At 58.2% G+C, this 17,705-nt stretch carries 15 protein-coding genes and 2 pseudogenes; 8 read left to right on the top strand and 9 right to left on the bottom strand.

What is annotated here, in order from left to right; translation table 11 throughout:
- The 3 genes from nosZ to V1T76_RS27410 form a co-directional block, all read right to left on the bottom strand.
- Positions 1-1,911, bottom strand: coding sequence for a TAT-dependent nitrous-oxide reductase (gene nosZ, locus V1T76_RS27420; RefSeq protein ID WP_330563859.1), 1,911 nt, complete (start codon positions 1,909-1,911; stop codon positions 1-3).
- Between the two features lie 30 nt (positions 1,912-1,941).
- Positions 1,942-4,155 carry a 4Fe-4S binding protein gene (locus V1T76_RS27415; protein ID WP_330563858.1) on the bottom strand — a complete coding sequence of 738 codons (2,214 nt, stop codon included), beginning with the start codon at positions 4,153-4,155 and terminating at the stop codon, positions 1,942-1,944.
- Positions 4,156-4,310: 155 nt separating this feature from the next.
- Positions 4,311-5,477: an NnrS family protein gene (locus tag V1T76_RS27410; protein WP_330563857.1), complete on the bottom strand. Its 1,167-nt coding sequence runs from the start codon at positions 5,475-5,477 to the stop codon at positions 4,311-4,313.
- A gap of 190 nt (positions 5,478-5,667) precedes the next feature.
- Between V1T76_RS27410 and V1T76_RS27405 the strand changes: the two genes are divergently transcribed.
- Entirely contained in the window at positions 5,668-6,429 is a 762-nt protein-coding gene (locus V1T76_RS27405; RefSeq protein WP_330563856.1) for an NnrU family protein, read from the top strand.
- Positions 6,430-6,440: 11 nt separating this feature from the next.
- Here the strand turns inward: V1T76_RS27405 and V1T76_RS27400 are convergent, their stop codons facing one another.
- Genes V1T76_RS27400 through ubiT form a run of 4 tightly spaced genes read right to left on the bottom strand, consistent with a single transcriptional unit; the run spans position 6,441 to position 9,279 of the window.
- The gene (locus V1T76_RS27400; protein ID WP_330563855.1) at positions 6,441-6,827 is read right to left on the bottom strand and encodes a hypothetical protein; all 387 of its coding nucleotides are present in this window, start codon (positions 6,825-6,827) and stop codon (positions 6,441-6,443) included.
- Positions 6,800-7,714 carry a ubiquinone anaerobic biosynthesis protein UbiV gene (gene ubiV / locus V1T76_RS27395; protein ID WP_330563854.1) on the bottom strand — a complete coding sequence of 305 codons (915 nt, stop codon included), beginning with the start codon at positions 7,712-7,714 and terminating at the stop codon, positions 6,800-6,802. Before ubiV ends, V1T76_RS27400 begins: the two co-directional genes overlap by 28 nt.
- The gene (gene ubiU, locus V1T76_RS27390) at positions 7,715-8,701 is read right to left on the bottom strand and encodes a ubiquinone anaerobic biosynthesis protein UbiU (RefSeq protein ID WP_442970194.1); all 987 of its coding nucleotides are present in this window, start codon (positions 8,699-8,701) and stop codon (positions 7,715-7,717) included.
- A gap of 20 nt (positions 8,702-8,721) precedes the next feature.
- Positions 8,722-9,279, bottom strand: coding sequence for a ubiquinone anaerobic biosynthesis accessory factor UbiT (ubiT, locus tag V1T76_RS27385; protein WP_075281785.1), 558 nt, complete (start codon positions 9,277-9,279; stop codon positions 8,722-8,724).
- A 149-nt stretch (positions 9,280-9,428) separates the two neighbouring features.
- Between ubiT and V1T76_RS27380 the strand changes: the two genes are divergently transcribed.
- The 5 genes and pseudogenes from V1T76_RS27380 to V1T76_RS27360 all read left to right on the top strand — a co-directional run.
- Positions 9,429-10,943 (top strand): UbiD family decarboxylase, encoded by a 1,515-nt coding sequence (locus V1T76_RS27380; RefSeq protein WP_330563852.1) that lies wholly within the window; start codon positions 9,429-9,431, stop codon positions 10,941-10,943.
- Entirely contained in the window at positions 10,940-11,521 is a 582-nt protein-coding gene (locus V1T76_RS27375) for a UbiX family flavin prenyltransferase (RefSeq protein WP_330563851.1), read from the top strand. Before V1T76_RS27380 ends, V1T76_RS27375 begins: the two co-directional genes overlap by 4 nt.
- Positions 11,522-11,661: 140 nt before the next feature.
- The gene (locus V1T76_RS27370; RefSeq protein WP_330563850.1) at positions 11,662-12,030 is read left to right on the top strand and encodes a FeoA domain-containing protein; all 369 of its coding nucleotides are present in this window, start codon (positions 11,662-11,664) and stop codon (positions 12,028-12,030) included.
- Complete coding sequence (gene feoB, locus V1T76_RS27365; protein WP_330563849.1) at positions 12,030-14,399, top strand: ferrous iron transport protein B; 2,370 nt, start codon at positions 12,030-12,032, stop codon at positions 14,397-14,399. The genes V1T76_RS27370 and feoB overlap by 1 nt, the downstream gene beginning before the upstream one ends.
- 287 nt (positions 14,400-14,686) lie before the next feature.
- Positions 14,687-14,869: pseudogene (locus tag V1T76_RS27360) on the top strand (class D beta-lactamase); the annotation flags it as partial.
- 50 nt (positions 14,870-14,919) lie between these two features.
- Here V1T76_RS27360 and V1T76_RS27355 read toward each other — a convergent pair.
- Positions 14,920-15,314 (bottom strand): annotated as a pseudogene (locus V1T76_RS27355) (IS6 family transposase); the annotation flags it as partial.
- A 185-nt stretch (positions 15,315-15,499) separates the two neighbouring features.
- Here V1T76_RS27355 and V1T76_RS27350 point away from each other — a divergent pair.
- Positions 15,500-15,796, top strand: a complete 297-nt coding sequence (locus V1T76_RS27350) for a hypothetical protein (protein WP_330563848.1) — start codon at positions 15,500-15,502, stop codon at positions 15,794-15,796.
- Here the strand turns inward: V1T76_RS27350 and V1T76_RS27345 are convergent.
- On the bottom strand, positions 15,756-16,508 hold the full coding sequence (locus V1T76_RS27345; protein WP_330563907.1) for an IS6 family transposase: 753 nt from the start codon (positions 16,506-16,508) through the stop codon (positions 15,756-15,758). The genes V1T76_RS27350 and V1T76_RS27345 overlap by 41 nt on opposite strands.
- A 440-nt stretch (positions 16,509-16,948) precedes the next feature.
- On the opposite strand from V1T76_RS27345, the gene V1T76_RS27340 reads away from it, so the two are divergent.
- Positions 16,949-17,581 (top strand): hypothetical protein, encoded by a 633-nt coding sequence (locus V1T76_RS27340; protein WP_330563846.1) that lies wholly within the window; start codon positions 16,949-16,951, stop codon positions 17,579-17,581.
- Positions 17,582-17,705 lie beyond the last annotated feature (124 nt).

Raw genomic sequence — 17,705 nt, 5'->3', positions numbered from 1 at the left:
TCAGGCGTTCCTCGGCTCCACGAACATCCGGCCGCGCATTTCCATGTGCAGCGCATGGCAGAACCACTGGCAATAGTACCAATGGACGCCCGGGCGTTCGGCAACAAAGGTGACCGACGCGGTCGCCTGCGGACCAACTTCCATGGCGATGCCATAGTTGGACAGGCAGAAGCCATGGGTCAGGTCATCGATATCATCGATGTTGGTGACGTAGATGGTCACTTCGTCGCCCTGCTTTACCGTGAACTTCTCGAGGCTGAATGTCGGCGCGACCGAGTGCATGTAGACACGCACCTTGTTGCCGTCGCGGATGACGTCCGCGGCATATTCCAGCTCGACACCGTCGGCGGCTGCCTGTTTCTTGGCATCGTCAAACCAGGGATGGTTGCGATCCCAGACAGTTGCCGGATTCAGCTTCGACGCATGCACGATGATGCTGTCATGAGGTTCGGCGAAGGTGGGACCGTCGTGAACGACCTTCATGTCGTCGGTGGAAATGTCGATGAGCTGTTCGTTCTCCGGTTTCAGCGGACCGACGTTCAGGAACCGGTCCTTGGAGAACTTGTTCATCGAGATCAGCCATTTGCCGTCCGCTTCCGCGGTTTCACCCATGGACGTGGAGTTGTGGCCCGGCTGATAATGCACATCGACCTTCGAGATGATCGGATCGACTTCTTCGCCCGCATAGGCGCGGATGGCCTTGTCGACGTTCCATTTCACGATCTGGCTGTCGAGGAACAGGGTCGTGAATGCGTTGCCCTTGCCGTCGAAAGCCGTGTGGAGCGGGCCAAGGCCGAGCTGAGGTTCGGCGACAACAGCCGAGCGTGGATCGGCATTGTCAGAGAAGAGCGCGTCGACCTTGGTCACGTCGATCACCGTGCAGGTGGGCGACAGCTTGCCATTGATGACGATGTGCTTCTTGTCCGGTGCCGCGTTGCAGCCGTGCGGGCTGTTCGGAACCGGGATATAGCGGGTGAACTGGGAATTGGCTTCTTTCCGGCCGTCGACGATCGGCACACCGTTGAGTTCCCGGTAGTTGCCCGCAGCGACGGCTTCCTCGATCGCCTTGATGTTGAAGACGACGCAATGGTCCAGTTCGCTCTCGGTCATTTCGGCAAGGTTCATGCCCATTTCCGAGTTGTAGCTGGTCGAAAAGGCGTATTTGCCCTGATAGTCGGCGTCACAGTTGTCGAGGTTGCCCGACACGATCACCTGCCAGGCGACCTTCATCTCGTCGCCGTCGATGGCGGTGAACAGGCAGGAATACTGAGACGGATCGTCCAGGATCTTGCCGTCGTTGACCAGCGGAGCTTCATGCTCGCCGTTCGCGAAGATGTAACCCGTGCGCGGATACTTTTGCGGCCGCATGCCGTGGATGTCGTGCGCATTCGGGATTTCGATGATCTTGTCGCACTTCATCGTGGTGCAATCGATGCGGGCCACACGCGTATTCGCCTTGTCGTTGGCGAAGATGTAGCGCCCGTCATAGGTGCCGTCGGTGAAGGACATGTGCGGATGGTGCAGATCGCCGTTGTCATAGGTGACCTTGCCCTGAGCCGCGAGATACGCCTTGGTTTCCGGCAACAGACCTTCCGTCAGGATCTTGAGGGATTCGTTGGTCTGACCCCAGCCGGTTGCCGAGCAGCGGTTGAAGACCGGAACGCGCATCAGCTCGCGCATGGACGGGAACCCGAGAATGCGCAATTCGCCGCTCTGGCCTGAAGACCAGAAGCCGTAGTATTCGTCGAGTTCACCCGGTGCGAGTTCGAACTTCTGGCCGTCTCCCTGCGCATATGCAAGGTCTGCACTGCTCAGGGCAACCGCGCCCATTCCGGCGACGATGGCGGTCTTGGCAGATCCGCCCAACAGATCCCGGCGGGATACACCGCGCTGTTCGTTATTGTCCTTCATGGCTGATCTCCTTGGGTTGCCTTTTGAAGGTTACTTGGCCGGCACTGGCGTTTCCGCCTTGGCTTTCGTGTCCGGCTTGACGAGACCGGTCTGCACCTCGAACCGCCGTCTTTTCGCGAGCTTCTTGATGCAAACAGGACATTTCTGGTCGTGCTGATACAGAACCTGGCAGTGCAGGCAGTTCAGGCACTCGTTTGGATTGATGTTGCCTTCCGGATGGATGGCCTGGACCATGCATTCCTTGGCGCAACGGTTGCAGGGGTTGCCGCATTCACGATACCGCTTCAGCCAGTCGAACATCCGCAGACGTGCCGGGATCGCGAGTGCTGCGCCGAGCGGGCACAGATACCGGCAGTAGAACCGCTCGATGAACAGGCCGGCTGCCAGCAGGGCGACCACGAACAGGACGAAGGGCCAGGCGCGTTGGAACTTCAGGATGATGGCCGTCTTGAACGGTTCGACCTCGGCATAGTGTTCGGCAATATCGAGTGAGTAGAGCGACAGTCCGAACAGACCCAGGAAGATGATGTATTTCACCGGCCACAGGCGCTCATGCAGACCCCAGGGCACTTCGATCTGCGGGATGCGGCACAGCTTGGCGATACGATTTGTCAGCTCCTGCAGGGCGCCGAAGGGGCACAGCCAGCCGCAATAGGCACCGCGTCCCCAGAACAGCAGGGCGGCGGCCACGGAGAACCACAGCAGGAACACCAGCGGATCCATCAGGAAGGCATCCCAGCTGAAGTCGCTTGTCAGTGCCGAGAAGAAGGCCAGCACGTTGACTACCGACAGCTGTGCATTTTCCATCCAGCCGAGCCAGACCAGCGTGAAGGTGAGGAAGCCGATGCGGAACCAGAAGGTGAAACGCTCGTTACGGGTCACCTGCATCTGGAAGAAGAACACCAGCGTGAGCACGGCGATGGCAGCGCCAAGGATCAGAACGTCCGTCTTGCGGTCATTCCAGATCCGTTTCCATAGTGCCTGGACGCCTGTGTCCTTTTCCGCGAGGGCTCCGCTGGATTGACCCGAAGCTGCGGCAGGCGCTGCGGCTGGCGCAGCGGTCTTCAAATAGCTGTCGGGCAGCCGGTAGCCGAGGTCGAACGTCAGGAACACCTTTTCGATCGGCCCGACCGGGCGCTGCACGAGCAGCTGCAGCCGGAATTCCTTGGCAGGATCGAAGCCTGAGCCCGCCGAAATGATGAAGAGGTCCATTTCCGAAAAGGCTGGGGCACCGTCTGCGGCGATGGTGCCGACGCGGTTGTGCTGGCGATCATGGAACCGAACCGAGATATCGTCCTGGATGAGCTGGATCCGGTCGAAGATCCCGCCCCGAACATAACCCGACCCCTTGAAGGAATAGCGTCCCCGGCCGGCAACCAGTATGGCGTGGTCGCCGTCGTTCAGCCGTGCCATCAGGTTGGCATATTCCGCTTCGCCCAACAGCGACAGGCCGATTGAAGGTACATCTGCAAGAGCGAGATAGAGGTCGATGAACGTGTCGGTTTCCGGGCCTTTTTCAGGCCTGTCGACCGCACGTTTGTCGCCCTGGCTCACAAAGGATTCGTTGATCTGCGCAACATCGAGAGAGAGGCGCCGTACCGAGCCATCACCGGTCAACGTCATCCAGTCACTGATGTCTTTCTTGCCGGTATCGACTTCCCTTTGCGGGCCACTCTCCGCAACTTCGGAAGCAAGACCACCCAGACCCAGGGTCCGTGCAACCTTCAGGCCCGAACGGATGATGGAATCGTCGATGACCATGATAGTCACGGTCGCGCCGGAAATGATGTCGAGATCGTGTGCCGAGCCACCACTGGCAGCTTCCGCCTTCAGGTCGAGACCTGCATAGCCTTCCGTGACCGCACGGATTTTCTTGTCCGGAATTCCGATCAGGACAATCGGTTCGGAGTGTTTGACCAGTCGGACACCCGTGATGACGGCGTCCTTGTCGACCCCGACCAGTGTGTGAATCGGTTTGCCGGAATAGCCCGTTGTGGAGACGAAATCCGAAGTCAGGTAAACCCAGCCGAGCGTGTCTTTACCTTTCAGGGCAGGCACGACCGGAACATCGTTCTTCAACGGGCCGAAAGTTTCGGCCCCCGGCACGAGTTCGCCCGGCGCTACCTTGTCGAGGTAATGCTGGACCAGCGCTTCATCTGCCTTGACCGGTGCGATACCCGCCAGACCCAGGGCGACAGCGATGCTCAGAAAGGCGAACAGAAAAATGTGACGGGGATGACCCACGAGACGCGCTCCAAGAAGTCGTGTGTTTTCTCTTGGGGCTAGTTGTCGGCCTTCGTGGCCTGGAACTTCTTGACGATAGTCAAGCGTGTCGAAATTGATTCTTCGGGAGATGAAAAACAGGCGCTCACCTGTGGCGAGCGCCTTGATAAATATTGTTATTTTCGTATTCGAGGTGTTGTCAGAATCGGGAAATAGACCCCGACATACAAAGCGAAGGCCACGATCCACAGACTGCCCGACAGCAGCATGGTTTCGAAATAGTCGAGGGCGCTGAGCCCGAAACTTCGAACCAGCGCGGCGGCGATCAGAAGCACATAGGCAAGCACGATCGGCCTCGACACCTTCAACGGCAAACCCGCGTGACCGAGCGAGGCGCGCGTCATCATTGCAAGTGTCATGCTGCCGATTGCTCCGGCTGCAAGCAGATGCAGGGCAGCCGTTTCGGAGTATTCGCCGGTCAGTAAAGTCACACCGTAAACCAGGTACCCGGACCCAAGCAGCAGATAGGCGGCATGCAGGATCCAGAGGATCGGTTCCCTTCGCGCCGCCCAGCCTTGCCAACCGGCAAGACGCAGCAGGGTTACCAGCCCGGCAGCAAGGCACAGGCCGCCAAGCAGTGTTTCGGGCACAAATGGCAGGCAGGCGAGGGTGGACAACAGCACGAACAGGATGCCTGCCCGGTCCAGCCAGACACGCGACAGGGGCAGATCGCCTTCATGCCCTGCCCGCAGGAGGGCGTTGCGCGTGAAAGCCGGCACGACCCGTCCACCGATGATCGCGATCATGGCCGTGCTGGTGAAAATCCCCATTCGAACGCCAGCCTGAGCGCTGTCGTCCGTCCAGCCGATCCACTCCAGATGCATCATCAGATTGCCGGTGAGAAGTACGGTCAGTAGCCCAAGGAACACCATGTTACGGGCCTGGGATTTGCGGGCAAGGCGCCCCAGCACGGCGGTGGAGAGGACGGGGACGAAAGCAAGGTCAACCACTGCAACGATAACCGGGTCGATGCTGGCGGAAAACCATATGGCAAGACGGCCCGCGAGCCAGACCGTGCCGCTGACGATGACAAACAGCGAACCGGCTTCCTTCGTTCCGGTCCAGTTGGGTACCGCGGTCACGAAGAACCCCGCAATCACGGCTGCCGTGTAACCGTAAACCATTTCATGCGCGTGCCAGAGATGCGGGGCCATGGACATGGGTGTGGAGACAAAGGTGCCTCCGGTGGCATGCACGCCGAGCCAGACGGTCCAGGCAAGCATGGCGAAAACCGAAAAAATGCCGGCGGACAGGAAAAAGAACCTGAACCCGGCGGTCAACACTGTCGGGATCCGGGTAGGGCTGCCCAATGCCCCAAAACGATGAGTTGCCATCATGAGCTTGCCTTTCAGGGTGTTTCTGCCGGCAGACCGGCAAATGCAGCTGAAGATGAAACAGGCCGAAGGGCCCTTGGCTCATGATCCCAAGACAGGTCTGCAAGTGTCTTGACCATCGTCAAGTCGGATTGGATTCATGACTATAAGAGTCATGTATATAGACGGAGCTGCGAGGTTCCGGAAACGTGTTCATGAAGAGAGCGCCCCGTCCATGCACAGCCTCAACTGGCTCAATTTTATCGCGGCCTTCCTGGTCTTCTTCGCGTCCCACATGGTTCTGGTCAGGCCACCGCTTCGTCCCCTTCTGGTCGCCTTCCTCTCACCGCGCGGGTTTTCACTCTGCTATTCGCTGCTTTCGCTGGTGATCCTATGGTGGCTGATTGTGGCAGCCCGTGATGCGCCATACGTTGCGCTTTGGCCCTGGGAGACCTGGCAGACCTATGTACCCGTATTGATGATGCTGCCCGTCTGTCTGATCCTCGCCTTCGGGATCGGTGCACCAAACCCGTTCTCCTTCGGCGGTCGGCACACCAATCGGTTCGATCCCGAGCGTCCAGGCATCGTTGGCCTGATGCGTCACCCGATCCTGGTGGCTGCGTTTCTGTGGTCGGTAGCGCATGTTGTTCCGAACGGAGATCTGGCGCACGTTTTCCTGTTCGGAACGTTCGCGGTTTTCTCTCTGGCAGGCATGAAACTGATCGATCGGCGCAAACAAAGGGAAATGGGCAATACCTGGAATTGCCTGCTCGCCGACATGAAGCGTTCGTCCAGCGTGGCTCCGGTCAACTGGCAAGCAATCCTTTTCAGGGCAACGGCAGGGCTTGTGCTCTACATTGTCCTGGCTGTTGCGCACCCCTTGTTTGCAGGTGTCGATCCCGTGGCAACGCTGATGCCGTAAGGCAGCAGTCTTCAGGTCTTGCCGGAAATTCTGGCCAGTTCCGTCAGCCGCCGGGCACACCGATCCGCCATATCTGCCAGAAACTTGAGGCTTTCGGCATGATCGACCATCTCCTGCGGTGTCAGCGGCTTGCGACTGAGGAGCGCCAGATCGCTCAGGAAGGATATACCGGCAGCCATCTGCGCATACTCGGCCTCGATATTGCCGGTCAGGTCCCTCTGCAGCTTGAGGGTTCTCCAGGTTTCTATGGCGACGATCGTCCGGTCCAGTTGTTCCTTGCACGTACAGGGCATGTCCAGGCGTTGCAGTTCACGGTGGATCTGCTCGATGACATCCGGAAATGGTTCGCTTCGCGCTTCGGTGCCCGGTCTCAGGCCGGGAGTGTCGCTGTCTTCCATCCTGCATCTCCTGCGAGATAGGCGTTGCAGACAGGGCCGGGCAGGCCTTGGCCTGCGAGCTCTGCATTCAAGTCTTCACATGTCAGCTCGCCATCCAGAAAACGCCTGAATGTGCCGGCGACCTTCACCATGTCCAGCGAATGAGGAGACAGTCGTAGCCGGCGGATACCCGTTGCCTGCAATTGTCCGCTGGTTACGCCCGCAACATGAACGGCATCCGACAGAGTCTGAATTCCGTTTGCCGCCAGGAACCTGCGATCGTCCAGTGTGGCGATGTTCATTCCGTCTGGGTCGCGATCACAGACAAACTGACAGGCATCCTTGCGCAGCCCATGTGCCCTTGCATGATAACAACGGGAGGAGAGTGCGAGTGGAAGCCTGCCGAACGCAAAGAGTTCAATGTCCACCTCTGGCACGAGCGCGGCGATTTTCTGGATCGAAACAAGAGGCAGTTCGACCGGAGGACACCAGGCCGTGGCTCCTCTGTCGGCAAGCAGTCTGAGGCTGGCTTCGTTGTAGATATTCAGAAACGGGCCTGCCGTGAATTCCTGGCCAGCACGGCCCGGGACCATCGACAGATCGTTGATCTCGATCAGCATGTCATAACCGGCCTGCTGGCGCAGGATCTCCCGTTCCCGCTTGTTGACGGGTTGCGCAAGCCCCGACAGGACCACCTGTTTACCGGCCTTGGTCAGCATCTCCATGATGTCCGGCCAGATAGCATCGGTGAACGGCATGCGCTTGCCGCACACGACTTCACCCAGATACACGCGGTCGATGTCCGCTTCCTCGGCGATACCGCGGTAGAAGTCGACAAGCCGCTCTGCAGACCAGTTGAAGAAACAGGGCCCGAGCGCAAGTTCAATTTTCGGATGGTCCGGCATCATCTATCGCCATGTTTTCTTGTAGGAGCCTGCGGTCTGACGACCGCCTTCCGAAAAGGCTTTCAAGGCGCCGATGGCCGGGCCGGGGTCGCCACCGTCTGAAAGACTGTCGACAGCCTTCCGGAAAGCGCCGACGACGCCCGCGATATAGGCCTTGCCGCGTTGGCGACCTTCGATTTTCAGTGCGGTGACACCTGCCTTGGAAAGGTCTCCGAGAAGCTCGAAGGCATTGAGGGAAACCGGGTCCTCGAACAGGTAGCCGGTCTTGCCTTCCGCGGTGAACTGGCCCTTGCAGAGCGTCGGATAACCGGCTGCCTGGCCTTGTTCGAAACTGTCGATTGTGAACCCGCCGAGCCGGGCCTGAAGTTTGCCGTCGGCGTCTTCGGTGTAGTCGACTTGTTCCGGCGGCGAACACACGCCGGTCAGGTTCGGCGACTTGCCCGTGGCGTAGGAGGAAAGCGAACATCTGCCCTCTGTCATCACGCAGAGCCCGCCGAAAACGAAGACCTCGGTTTCAACGTCGATTTCCTTGTTCAGGCTCGCGATTTCAGGCACCGACAGCACCCTTGGCAGGACGACGCGCTTCACCCCGAAAGTGTCCGCATAGAACCGGATCGCCTCGGGCGTGTTGGCGGCCGCCTGCACGGACAGATGAAGCCTCAGTTCAGGATGGTTGCTTGCCGCATGATCGAGAACGGCTAGATCAGCGGCAATGACGGCGTCGGCCCTGCATTGCGCAGCGGTATCAACAGCCTCTCGCCACAGACCGACATCTCCGGCCCGGGCAAACGTGTTGATCGCGACCAGCACCCTGGACCCCTTGCGGTGGGCAAAGGCAACGCCTTCCGCCAGCTCTTCCGGCGAGAAGTTCAGCCCGGGAAAGTTGCGCGCGTTGGTCTCGTTTGCAAGACCGCAATAGATCGCGTCGGCCCCAGCTTCCGCGGCCGCGCGTAACGCGGCAGGGGTTCCTGCCGGGCAAACCAGTTCCATCGCCTTTGCTTCAGGTGATTTCATGAGAGTTTCTGCCGGGAACAGTCAGCCTGGGCGGATTTTTGCGCAAAGGCACGAACCTGGCCCAGCAGCTTGTCGCTGATGGTGTTCACCCAGTCGGCCGATTGTCCGCTCAGGCCGAAGAATTCGCCCGGGGTGAGATCTGCCTCTTCCAGCGTGTTGCGCAGCGCCAACACGTGTTCTGTCCTGCCTTCGATACGAAGATCACGGCTGAAAAACAGGGCGTCGCCATCATAGGTGCCGTCCAGCAGTCCCAGCAGCACCAGAAAGGGAGCGCGCACGATCGCCCTGGCATCGCCGATCCGGCTCTTGTCACAGATCCGGACCCTGGAGTTGTCGGGGTCCAGTGACAGAAGAAAGGCGTGGGGCAAATCGTCCGGAACGATCGCGATCGGCACCTGGACTACGTCGCCGAGCCTGCGGATCAGATCCGGCCGACGTGCGACGAGGCGTTTCGTGAGGGTCGACAACAGCGCTTCCATTGGAGGTTTCGGCAGGGGCGAAACAAGGGAGGAAACGAGTGGTGGCAGGCTTTCCGAAGAGGGGTGTGTTTGCATCCGGATCTCACTTTCTGTGAGCGGAGCCTAGACCGGCATCGCCCCTTGCCAACTTGACAATTATCAAGGCAGGCATCGGTCGTTCTGCCGATATCGCCGGACACTCTGAGCAGCGTGTTGCCACACGCGCATGTCTTGCTGGAATCACGATGCAAAAGACCGGTCGCGACCTGCCTCCCTTTCCCAACTTGCGGAAATTCCTGGATTTTCTGGGTCGTCAAGACGATCTGAAGACCCTGAGCACCCCCGTGGATGTTCATCTTGAAGCGACCGCGTTGCATCAGAAGGTGATCGGGAGTGCCGGTCCCGCGGTCCTCGTTTCCAATCCAGTCCGGGCAGACCGGGGCGGTTTTGCCGCACCCCTTCTGATCAATCTCTTCGGCACCTCGAAGCGCGTTGCGAACGGACTGGGTTTTCACCCCGAAAACCTGCCCGACCTCGGACAGTTTCTGGCCAGCTTGCGCAGTCCACAACCGCCAGCTTCCTGGCGGGAGGCTGGAACCCTGATCCCGATGGCAAAGGCAGGGCTTAACTCAAGGCCGAAGATGACTGGCGTTCCCAAAGATCTTCACCGGGTTGAGCCGGATCTCTCGCAGCTTCCGGTCCAGACCTGCTGGCCGGGCGATGCGGGACCACTGATCACCTGGGGAATGGTCGTCACCCGTAGCCCCGGCAGGGACGACCCCAGGAGCTACAATCTCGGCATCTACCGGATCCAGGTGCTGGACAAGGACAGGGCAATCCTGCGCTGGCTGCCGTTTCGCGGCGGTGCCCAACATTACCGCCAGTGGCAGCAGTCAGGCGAGGTAATGCCTGTTGCCGTGGTAATCGGCTGTGATCCGGCAACCTTGCTGGCGTCTGTTATCCCGGCTCCGGCAAACGTGAGTGAACTGGCGCTGGCCGGCATCTTCAACGGCACGCCATCAAAGCTTGCTCCCTGCGATACGATCGAGCTTCATGTCCCGGCGAGTTCCGAGATTGTCCTAGAAGGGGAAGTCCAGCCGGGAGAGACGGCGCTGGAAGGACCTTTCGGCGATCACACGGGGTACTACAACGAAGCCGCCGATTATCCTGTGTTCCGCCTGACGGCCATGAAGATGCGCCGGGACTGCGTCTATCCGTCGACCTTCACAGGCAGGGCACCCGACGAACCCTCTGTTATCGGCGAGGCCATGACGGGTCTCTTCCGCCCGCTGCTGCAACAGGCCATTCCGGAAATTGTCGATGTCCATCTGCCCCCTGCGACCTGCTCCTACAGAGTGGCGGTCCTTCGGATCGCCAAGACCTATCCCGGTCAGGCACGGAGGGCGATGATGGGCTTCTGGTCGCTCTTGCCGCAGTTCTCGATGACCAAATATGTGATCGTTGTCGATCAGGACATCGACATCCGGAACTGGGACGATGTCATGTGGGCCGTCGCGACACGGTCCGACCCGGAGCGCGACCTGCTCGTCCTGACCGGAACACCGGTCGATCAACTGGACTTTGCCAGCCCGCGCGAGGGACTGGGCGGCAAGCTCGGCATTGATGCGACAATCAAGACTGGCGCAGAGACGACAAGGATGTTTGCGGAGAAACTGACGATGCCGGCAGAGATGGAAACGCGAGCTGACAGCCTCTTCGAGCAGCTGTGCCGGACACCAGCGGCCGAGGAGTACCCATGAGCCGGCGCAAACGACTTGTAATCGGCATTTCAGGGGCATCGGGTGCGGCAATTGCACTTGAAATTCTGCGGTTGTGCAAGGCACTCAGGCTCGACACCTTCACCACAGTGAGCGCTGCGGCGGAACGGACGATACAGCTTGAGTTGGGCGATGTGGCCCGCCGGGAAATCCACGATCTCGCGACGCAGGAATATGCCGCTTCGGATGTCGCCGCACCCATATCCAGCGGATCCTTTCAGATGGATGCCATGATCGTCGCACCCTGTTCCATGCGCAGCCTCGCTGCCATCGCCTACGGCACGGGGGAGGGACTGCTGGCGCGCGCTGCAGATGTCACTTTGAAGGAACGCAGGCAGCTTGTCCTGCTGGCTCGTGAAGCCCCGCTCCACGAAGGGCATCTGGAGGCAATGCTCAAGGTTACCCGCATGGGTGCGATCGTCGCACCGCCGGTGCCTCCGTTTTATCTGGGCCTTTCAACGATAGAGGAAATGACCCGGCAGATTGCTGCCCGCACGCTCGCAACGGCGGGGATCGATCCAGGAGACAGCCTGCGGCGATGGACTGGTGAACCAGCCTGAAATTGGATCTCCGGCAGCCCTTTGCCGGTCGATCTGTGATCTTTCGCCGCGACCGGGCCCCCTGTCAGACTTGACTATGGTCAATTGGGTCGGGTTCTCCCGGTGCTACGCCCTTATTCGGAACAAGAAGGGCTTCGCTAATGTCTGAACCAATCCTTCAAACCGAAAGTGGACAGATAACGCCGCCGCCGACAGCCGATGGCGCGGATGTTCTGACGCTTGCGCATGCTGTACCGGGCAAGGCGTATCACGTTGTCTGCCTGGGCGAGACACGCCACTCGCGCATGGAACTTCTTGCGGCCGGGCTTGCACCTGACACGGTCATCAATCTTCTTCGCGGCTACGGTTTGCGGCCGCGCATCGTGGCCTGTGGTAACATTCGCGCCGCCATCGGCGTGGATCTGGCCTTGTCGGTCCATCTCTCTCCTTGTGACTGTGGCTGCGGTTGCGACAGCAATCGCCAGAAGAAACAGGGACAAGAACACGTTTTCCGGAGGAGGGACGTCTGATGGGCTGTTCCAGTTGTGCCGCACCCGGTTGCGTTCGGCGGGATCTTCTGCCCTGTGCGCCGGCGCAGTACCGGGTGTTCCTGCTCGGCCCTGCCAATTCGGGCAAGTCCACGCTGTTCAACATGCTCACCGGCGCCCGGCAAACGATCGGCAACTGGCCCGGCGTGACCGTCGATCGAAAGAGCGGAACGGCTGTCATCAAGGGTCTGACCGTAGAATTCGTTGACCTGCCGGGAATCTCGAGCCTGTCCGCTCCCCAGGCGGAACGGATAGATGAAAGGGTTGCCAGAGACGCGCTCGTCAACGTGGCGCATGATGCCCTGGTTGTTGCGGTGGATCTGTCCGCGCCGCATCGCGGATTGTCCATGTTGCTGCAGGCCCGTGGAAACGGCGTGCCGGTTGTGGCGGTTCTGACGAAGGCCGACTGCTGGACGTCGGCTGCCGTGGACGCAGCCGCGCGGGTTCTGAGCGAACAATTGATTGTTCCAGTGGTTGCCGTTTCCGGCAGAACCCTTTCAGGGCTCGATCAGCTCCATGACCAGCTTGCACGTTGCCTGCAAGACCGGCAGCACGTTTCCTCTCCTCAGCAGACATCCTTTCCCGGCAAGGTCTGCGACGCCTTGGAGGCGTTGCAACAGGTACTGGACGGCAGGTCCGAATATGAAAACGCCAACACCGTTGCTGCATCGCGCCGGTTGATGGAACGGGACTGGCTGACGGAAAAGCGCGCGAGACAAGACCTTCTTGAAATACGTGACCGGTTGATCGAGGAAACCGGACCTGTGGAAGGCGTGCCGCTCGACCAGTATCTGGCGGACGCGCCCCTTGCACAGGCAACCCTTTTGGCGCGCCGCATAGATATGCCGCCCCCTGCAGGCCGCAGATTTCTGTCCGACAGGTTCGACCGGATCGCCCTTTCGCCTTGGTTCGGCCCGGTGCTGTTTCTTGGCGTTATGTATCTCCTGTTCTTCCTGACGATCAATGTGTCCGGCGTCTTCATCGATCTGTTCGACGGCCTCGGTCAGGCTGCCTTTGTCGATACGCCAGCGCTCGTTTTCCATCAGCTGGGGCTGTCCGGCACGGTCCTCGACATTGCCGTCGGCGCAATCGGTACCGGCATTCAGACGGTCGGGACTTTCGTGCCGGTGGTCGGGTTCCTGTTCCTGTGCCAGATCTTTCTGGAGGAAAGCGGATACATGACCCGCGCCGCCGTGGTCGCGGACCGTGTGATGCGTCGTCTGGGACTGTCGGGACGCGCCTTCCTGCCGCTTGTGCTCGGCTTCGGGTGCACAATTCCGGCCGTGCTGGCAACGCGGACACTCGACACGCGCGCCGAGCGCATTTTGACCTCGATGATGGCGCCCTTCATGTCCTGCGGGGCGCGCCTTCCGGTCTATGCGCTGTTTGCCGCTGCTTTCTTCCCGGTTGGGGGCCAGAATGTTGTTTTCGCGCTGTATCTGATCGGCATCGCGGCAGCGCTATTCACCGGCTGGATGCTGGCTCCCGGGCTGACCTTGCAGCGACCCCGGCCTCTGGCAATCGAGCTGCCGATCTACCAGATGCCGCCGTTTTCCAGGGTCCTGCGGCTCTGCTGGGCCCGGATCCGGCAATTTGTTGCCGAGGCAGGAAAAACCATCGTGGTCGTGGTTGCGCTTCTGTCGTTTCTGAATTCCGTCGGCCCCGATGGCAGCTTCGGCAATGAGGACAATGGCACCTCCATACTGGCGCTCACAGCCCGGCAGGTTACGCCCGTTCTTGAACCCATGGGCGTCAGTGCCGACAACTGGCCGGCAGCGGTCGGTCTTTTCACCGGCATGTTCGCAAAGGAAACCGTCGTGGGAACCCTGCAGGCTCTCTACGCGTCCGGCGAAACGACAGCTGAAGTGGTTCCCAATCCGATGGAAACCGCACAAGCCACGGTGCTTGCCCTGGGCGAATCCCTGCTCGGCCTGGCGGATGCCCTGCTTGATCCGCTTGGACTGGATGTCGGTGACATATCCAGTTTCGAAGCCGCCGCAGGCGAACAGAACGTCCAGCCAGCCGTCTTTGCCGAAATGTCCAGGTATTTCGGCAGCCAGAGCGCTGCATTTGCCTACATGCTGGCCGTATTGCTCTACATCCCCTGCGTTGCGACCCTTTCTGCGATTGCTCGTGAAATCGGCGCAGGGTGGGCTGTCTTTGCTGCGGCCTGGACAACGTTCGTTGCATATTCAGCGGCGACCATCGCTTATCAGCTCAGCCAATTTTCTAACCATCCGGAAGAAGCAATCTTCTGGCTGTCATTGATGACATTTCTGCACGGATTGTCCTATTTCACCGCAAGAAACTTTGCCATCTCATTCCGAGCCGAAGAAAGCTCATTCGGTTGATGTTCGTCCACGTTTCTGAAGATCGCGAACCAACGGCTTCGCATTCCCTGATCAGTCGTTCGACGAACCGGAGACCCCTTTCCTAAAGCCGCCGTTCACCGCAAGCGCAGCTAATTCAAACTTTGGGTGAGAAGCTCCCCGCCCGCCGCAAGTTTGCTCCTTACTCTACCCAGGTATTCCAAATCGAGGAGAAAACAGTCGGAAAGAGACTTGGACATTGTCACAGGTTGATCGGTATCTGTGCCCGGTACAGAAAGGACGTTCTTGTGACGAAAACAATTCTCTTTATGACGGCTTCTTTGATCGCGCTGGCGACACCGGCGGCGGCAACGGAGCGTATGGTCTGCACCCTGGCGAAGGAAATCGGTGCGACTGCCCCCATTCTCGATCAAGGCAACTGCGCAGATCGAATTTCGTCAGCATCGACCTTCAAGATTGCCATTAGCCTCATGGGTTTTGACAGTGGCATCCTTACTTCGTCGGACACTCCAAAATGGCCATTTAAGGAGGGATATACTGCCTGGACGAATTGCGTGACCAGCCTGCCAAAGAAACGCCTGGCTGCCTTTGCATGCCGGTGGGATAGAACCAGGATGTCGAGCACATCGCCATCGCCGTCAATTGCCCGCCAGAGCCAGTGTTTCAAACCGCCAATGACAATCACCATCTCATCAAGGTGCCATTTGTTGTTGGGCTTTGGCCGGTCCCGGCGAATACAGCGCGCGAAATGCCGACCAAACCGGTTCACCCAGTTGCGGATCGTTTCACGGCTGACGAAAATACCCCGCTCTGAAAGCAGATCTTCAACATCTGCCGTACTCAGCGCAAACCGATGATACGCCCAACCGCGTAGGAAATGATCGACCTGGGAAAACGGAAGCCCTTAAGGCGCGGAAAATCGGATCTCTGCAACATCATAGCCATCTACCAAAGCCGAGCGACCTCAACAACTTGGCAATCACGACGCCGGAAACGACGAAATTTAAGGTGGTGACGACGATGACGAGATCGATGGCGGCGCCGGAAGCGATGAACTCGATGGTGGAAGCGGTATCGATACAGCCTATTTCGACTTCTCAGGATCTGGCGTAACGGTAATTTTGAATGATGGCCTTGCTGAAAGGGGCGGTGAGGCTGAGGGAGACACGCTCACCAATATCGAAAACATCTCAGGCTCCGCATACAGCGACACAATTATTGGCGATGCCAATGCCAACTATCTTCTCGGCCAGGATGGCGATGATATCCTCGGTGGTGACGCCGGCAACGATCAGCTCGACGGCGGCAATGGCAATGACATGGGCTTGTCGCAACTTTCGCCGACGGGCAGCTTTCTCCCGTTTTGGGGAGCGCCTTTCAGGCTTCATTTCCTTTTTCAATTCCGAAGATCATCGTAAGCAGATCGTTCTGTTCCCAGACGCTCCATTGACCGGTCAAGCCGAAGCCCTTCCTGAGCCACAGCATGGCTTCAAAACCGGCGATGGATTTTCTGGCTGAGTTGAACGAGCGGAACCCGCCGACCTTCGGCATGCTCTTCTTCACCCTGAAATGATCGCTCTCGATACCCTGTTGCAAATGTTTGGTCACATGGTGCGCCGGATCCGGAGCAAGCAGGCCGCCGTCAACCGCATCCCCGATAGCCGGAGGAAAAGTGGCGGCACCATCGGTGCCGATTTTGCTCGGTGAAAGCAGCGGGGCATCCTTCAATATTTTTCGAAAGAACCGCTTGGCCGCATGCAGATCTCGCTTTGCCGTGAGCAGGAAATCGACCGGATTTCCATGCTTGTCGATGGCCCGATACAGGTAGCGCCATCGGCCCTTGATGCGCACATAGGTTTCATCGATACGGACCGAGCCACAATGCGGTTTGCGGAAACGCCGCAACCGTTTTTCCATAACAGGAGCGTAGGCCAGGACCCAACGGTTGATGGTGCTGTGGTCCACCTCAAAGCCGCGTTCTAGGAACATTTCCTCCAGGTCCCTAAAGCTCAGCGGATAACGCAAGTACCAGGAGACCGCCTGGATGATCAGCCATGCCTCGAACTGTCTGCCTTTGAAGTCATCCTTCGACTGGCATTTCAGTTTTTCAACGATGGCAGACAGAATCATGACGCGGAACTCCAAACTCAGGAGCGCTCTTTCAACAGCCAAATCTCAAGGCGTGGTTAACGCGAAAATCTTTGCGACACGCCCCAAATTATTGCCAAAGGAATAAGGTGACAGCACCAATTTGCGACAGGCCCTTCATGAAGGTGATGAGACACGACGTAGGAAACCATCGTCTCTTACGTGAAGTTACGACCAAACACTGAAATGTTGCAGATGAAGGTTATTCAACCATTTGGTGAAAATTTTGTTGCTTTCTGTTTGAATATATTGCTAAAGCTCGTGAAGTAAATGTGCATGATGGACACAGGTCAAGCAGCCTAAAAGATTTAGAATACAAATCTAAAACAAGCTAACCTTGTCAGAAGACCTCACGAGCTGGGAGTAATGTAATTATCTAGCGCGTTTCTGAAAAATTAGCTTTGAAACAATGGAATAGACACATGCCTGCGTTACGATTCATCCGTTCAGGACGAATTTTACTGCTTCTCTTGGCAACCACATTCACTGCTGCTGTGTATTTAGACCGAAAATTTGGCTACGATACCTACCGAGTTGATGACTGGTGTCTTAGGTTCAAACCTAGTGAGGTTGAGTGGCCTAATGACAGTCCATTTTTGCGCAAAACGTCGCCTTTCTTCTTTGTGCGCGCTCCAGTTCCTTATATGGGCGCAGAAGCACCTTCCGACCAAGGTATTGTTGTCAACTTCTGGAAACAAAGCGCCAACGAACGCGATCATAGAATTGAAGAAAATGGTTCGTTGAGGTGGGGCTGCAATATTCGAGACGCACAGTTTGGTCTCGTCGAACTCTACAAAGGGGAAGGTCGGTGTTTCCGCGCAAACGGCAGCAAGAGATACGAGCCTAAACAAAAAACCGGTGTAGATGCAGCTGTTTCGATTGCCTGCTCCACTGATGTCAGCGTCAAGAACTGCAAGATTAGCGATGTTTTGCCCAACAATTGGGAGGCACGTATCGCGATTCCCAAAGCCTCACTCTCCAAATGGCGTGCAGCGACAGCGGCTGCCAGAAACTTCTTTGACAAGAAACTGCAGGATTGCGGAACCGAACGATGAACTACAATGAATTCGACGAAATTTTTACTTCTAGCGGAGATTTGAAACTCCAGGTAGACGAAATCGGTATTGACCTGCTCCCCTGATTGTCCGCATTCAAAAGTTAGCTCTGTTCACGGTGTGA

It is taken from the genome of Roseibium sp. FZY0029, from assembly GCF_036350355.1.
Taxonomy (GTDB): Bacteria; Pseudomonadota; Alphaproteobacteria; order Rhizobiales; family Stappiaceae; genus Roseibium.
This window is presented reverse-complemented; position numbering and strand designations above follow the sequence as displayed.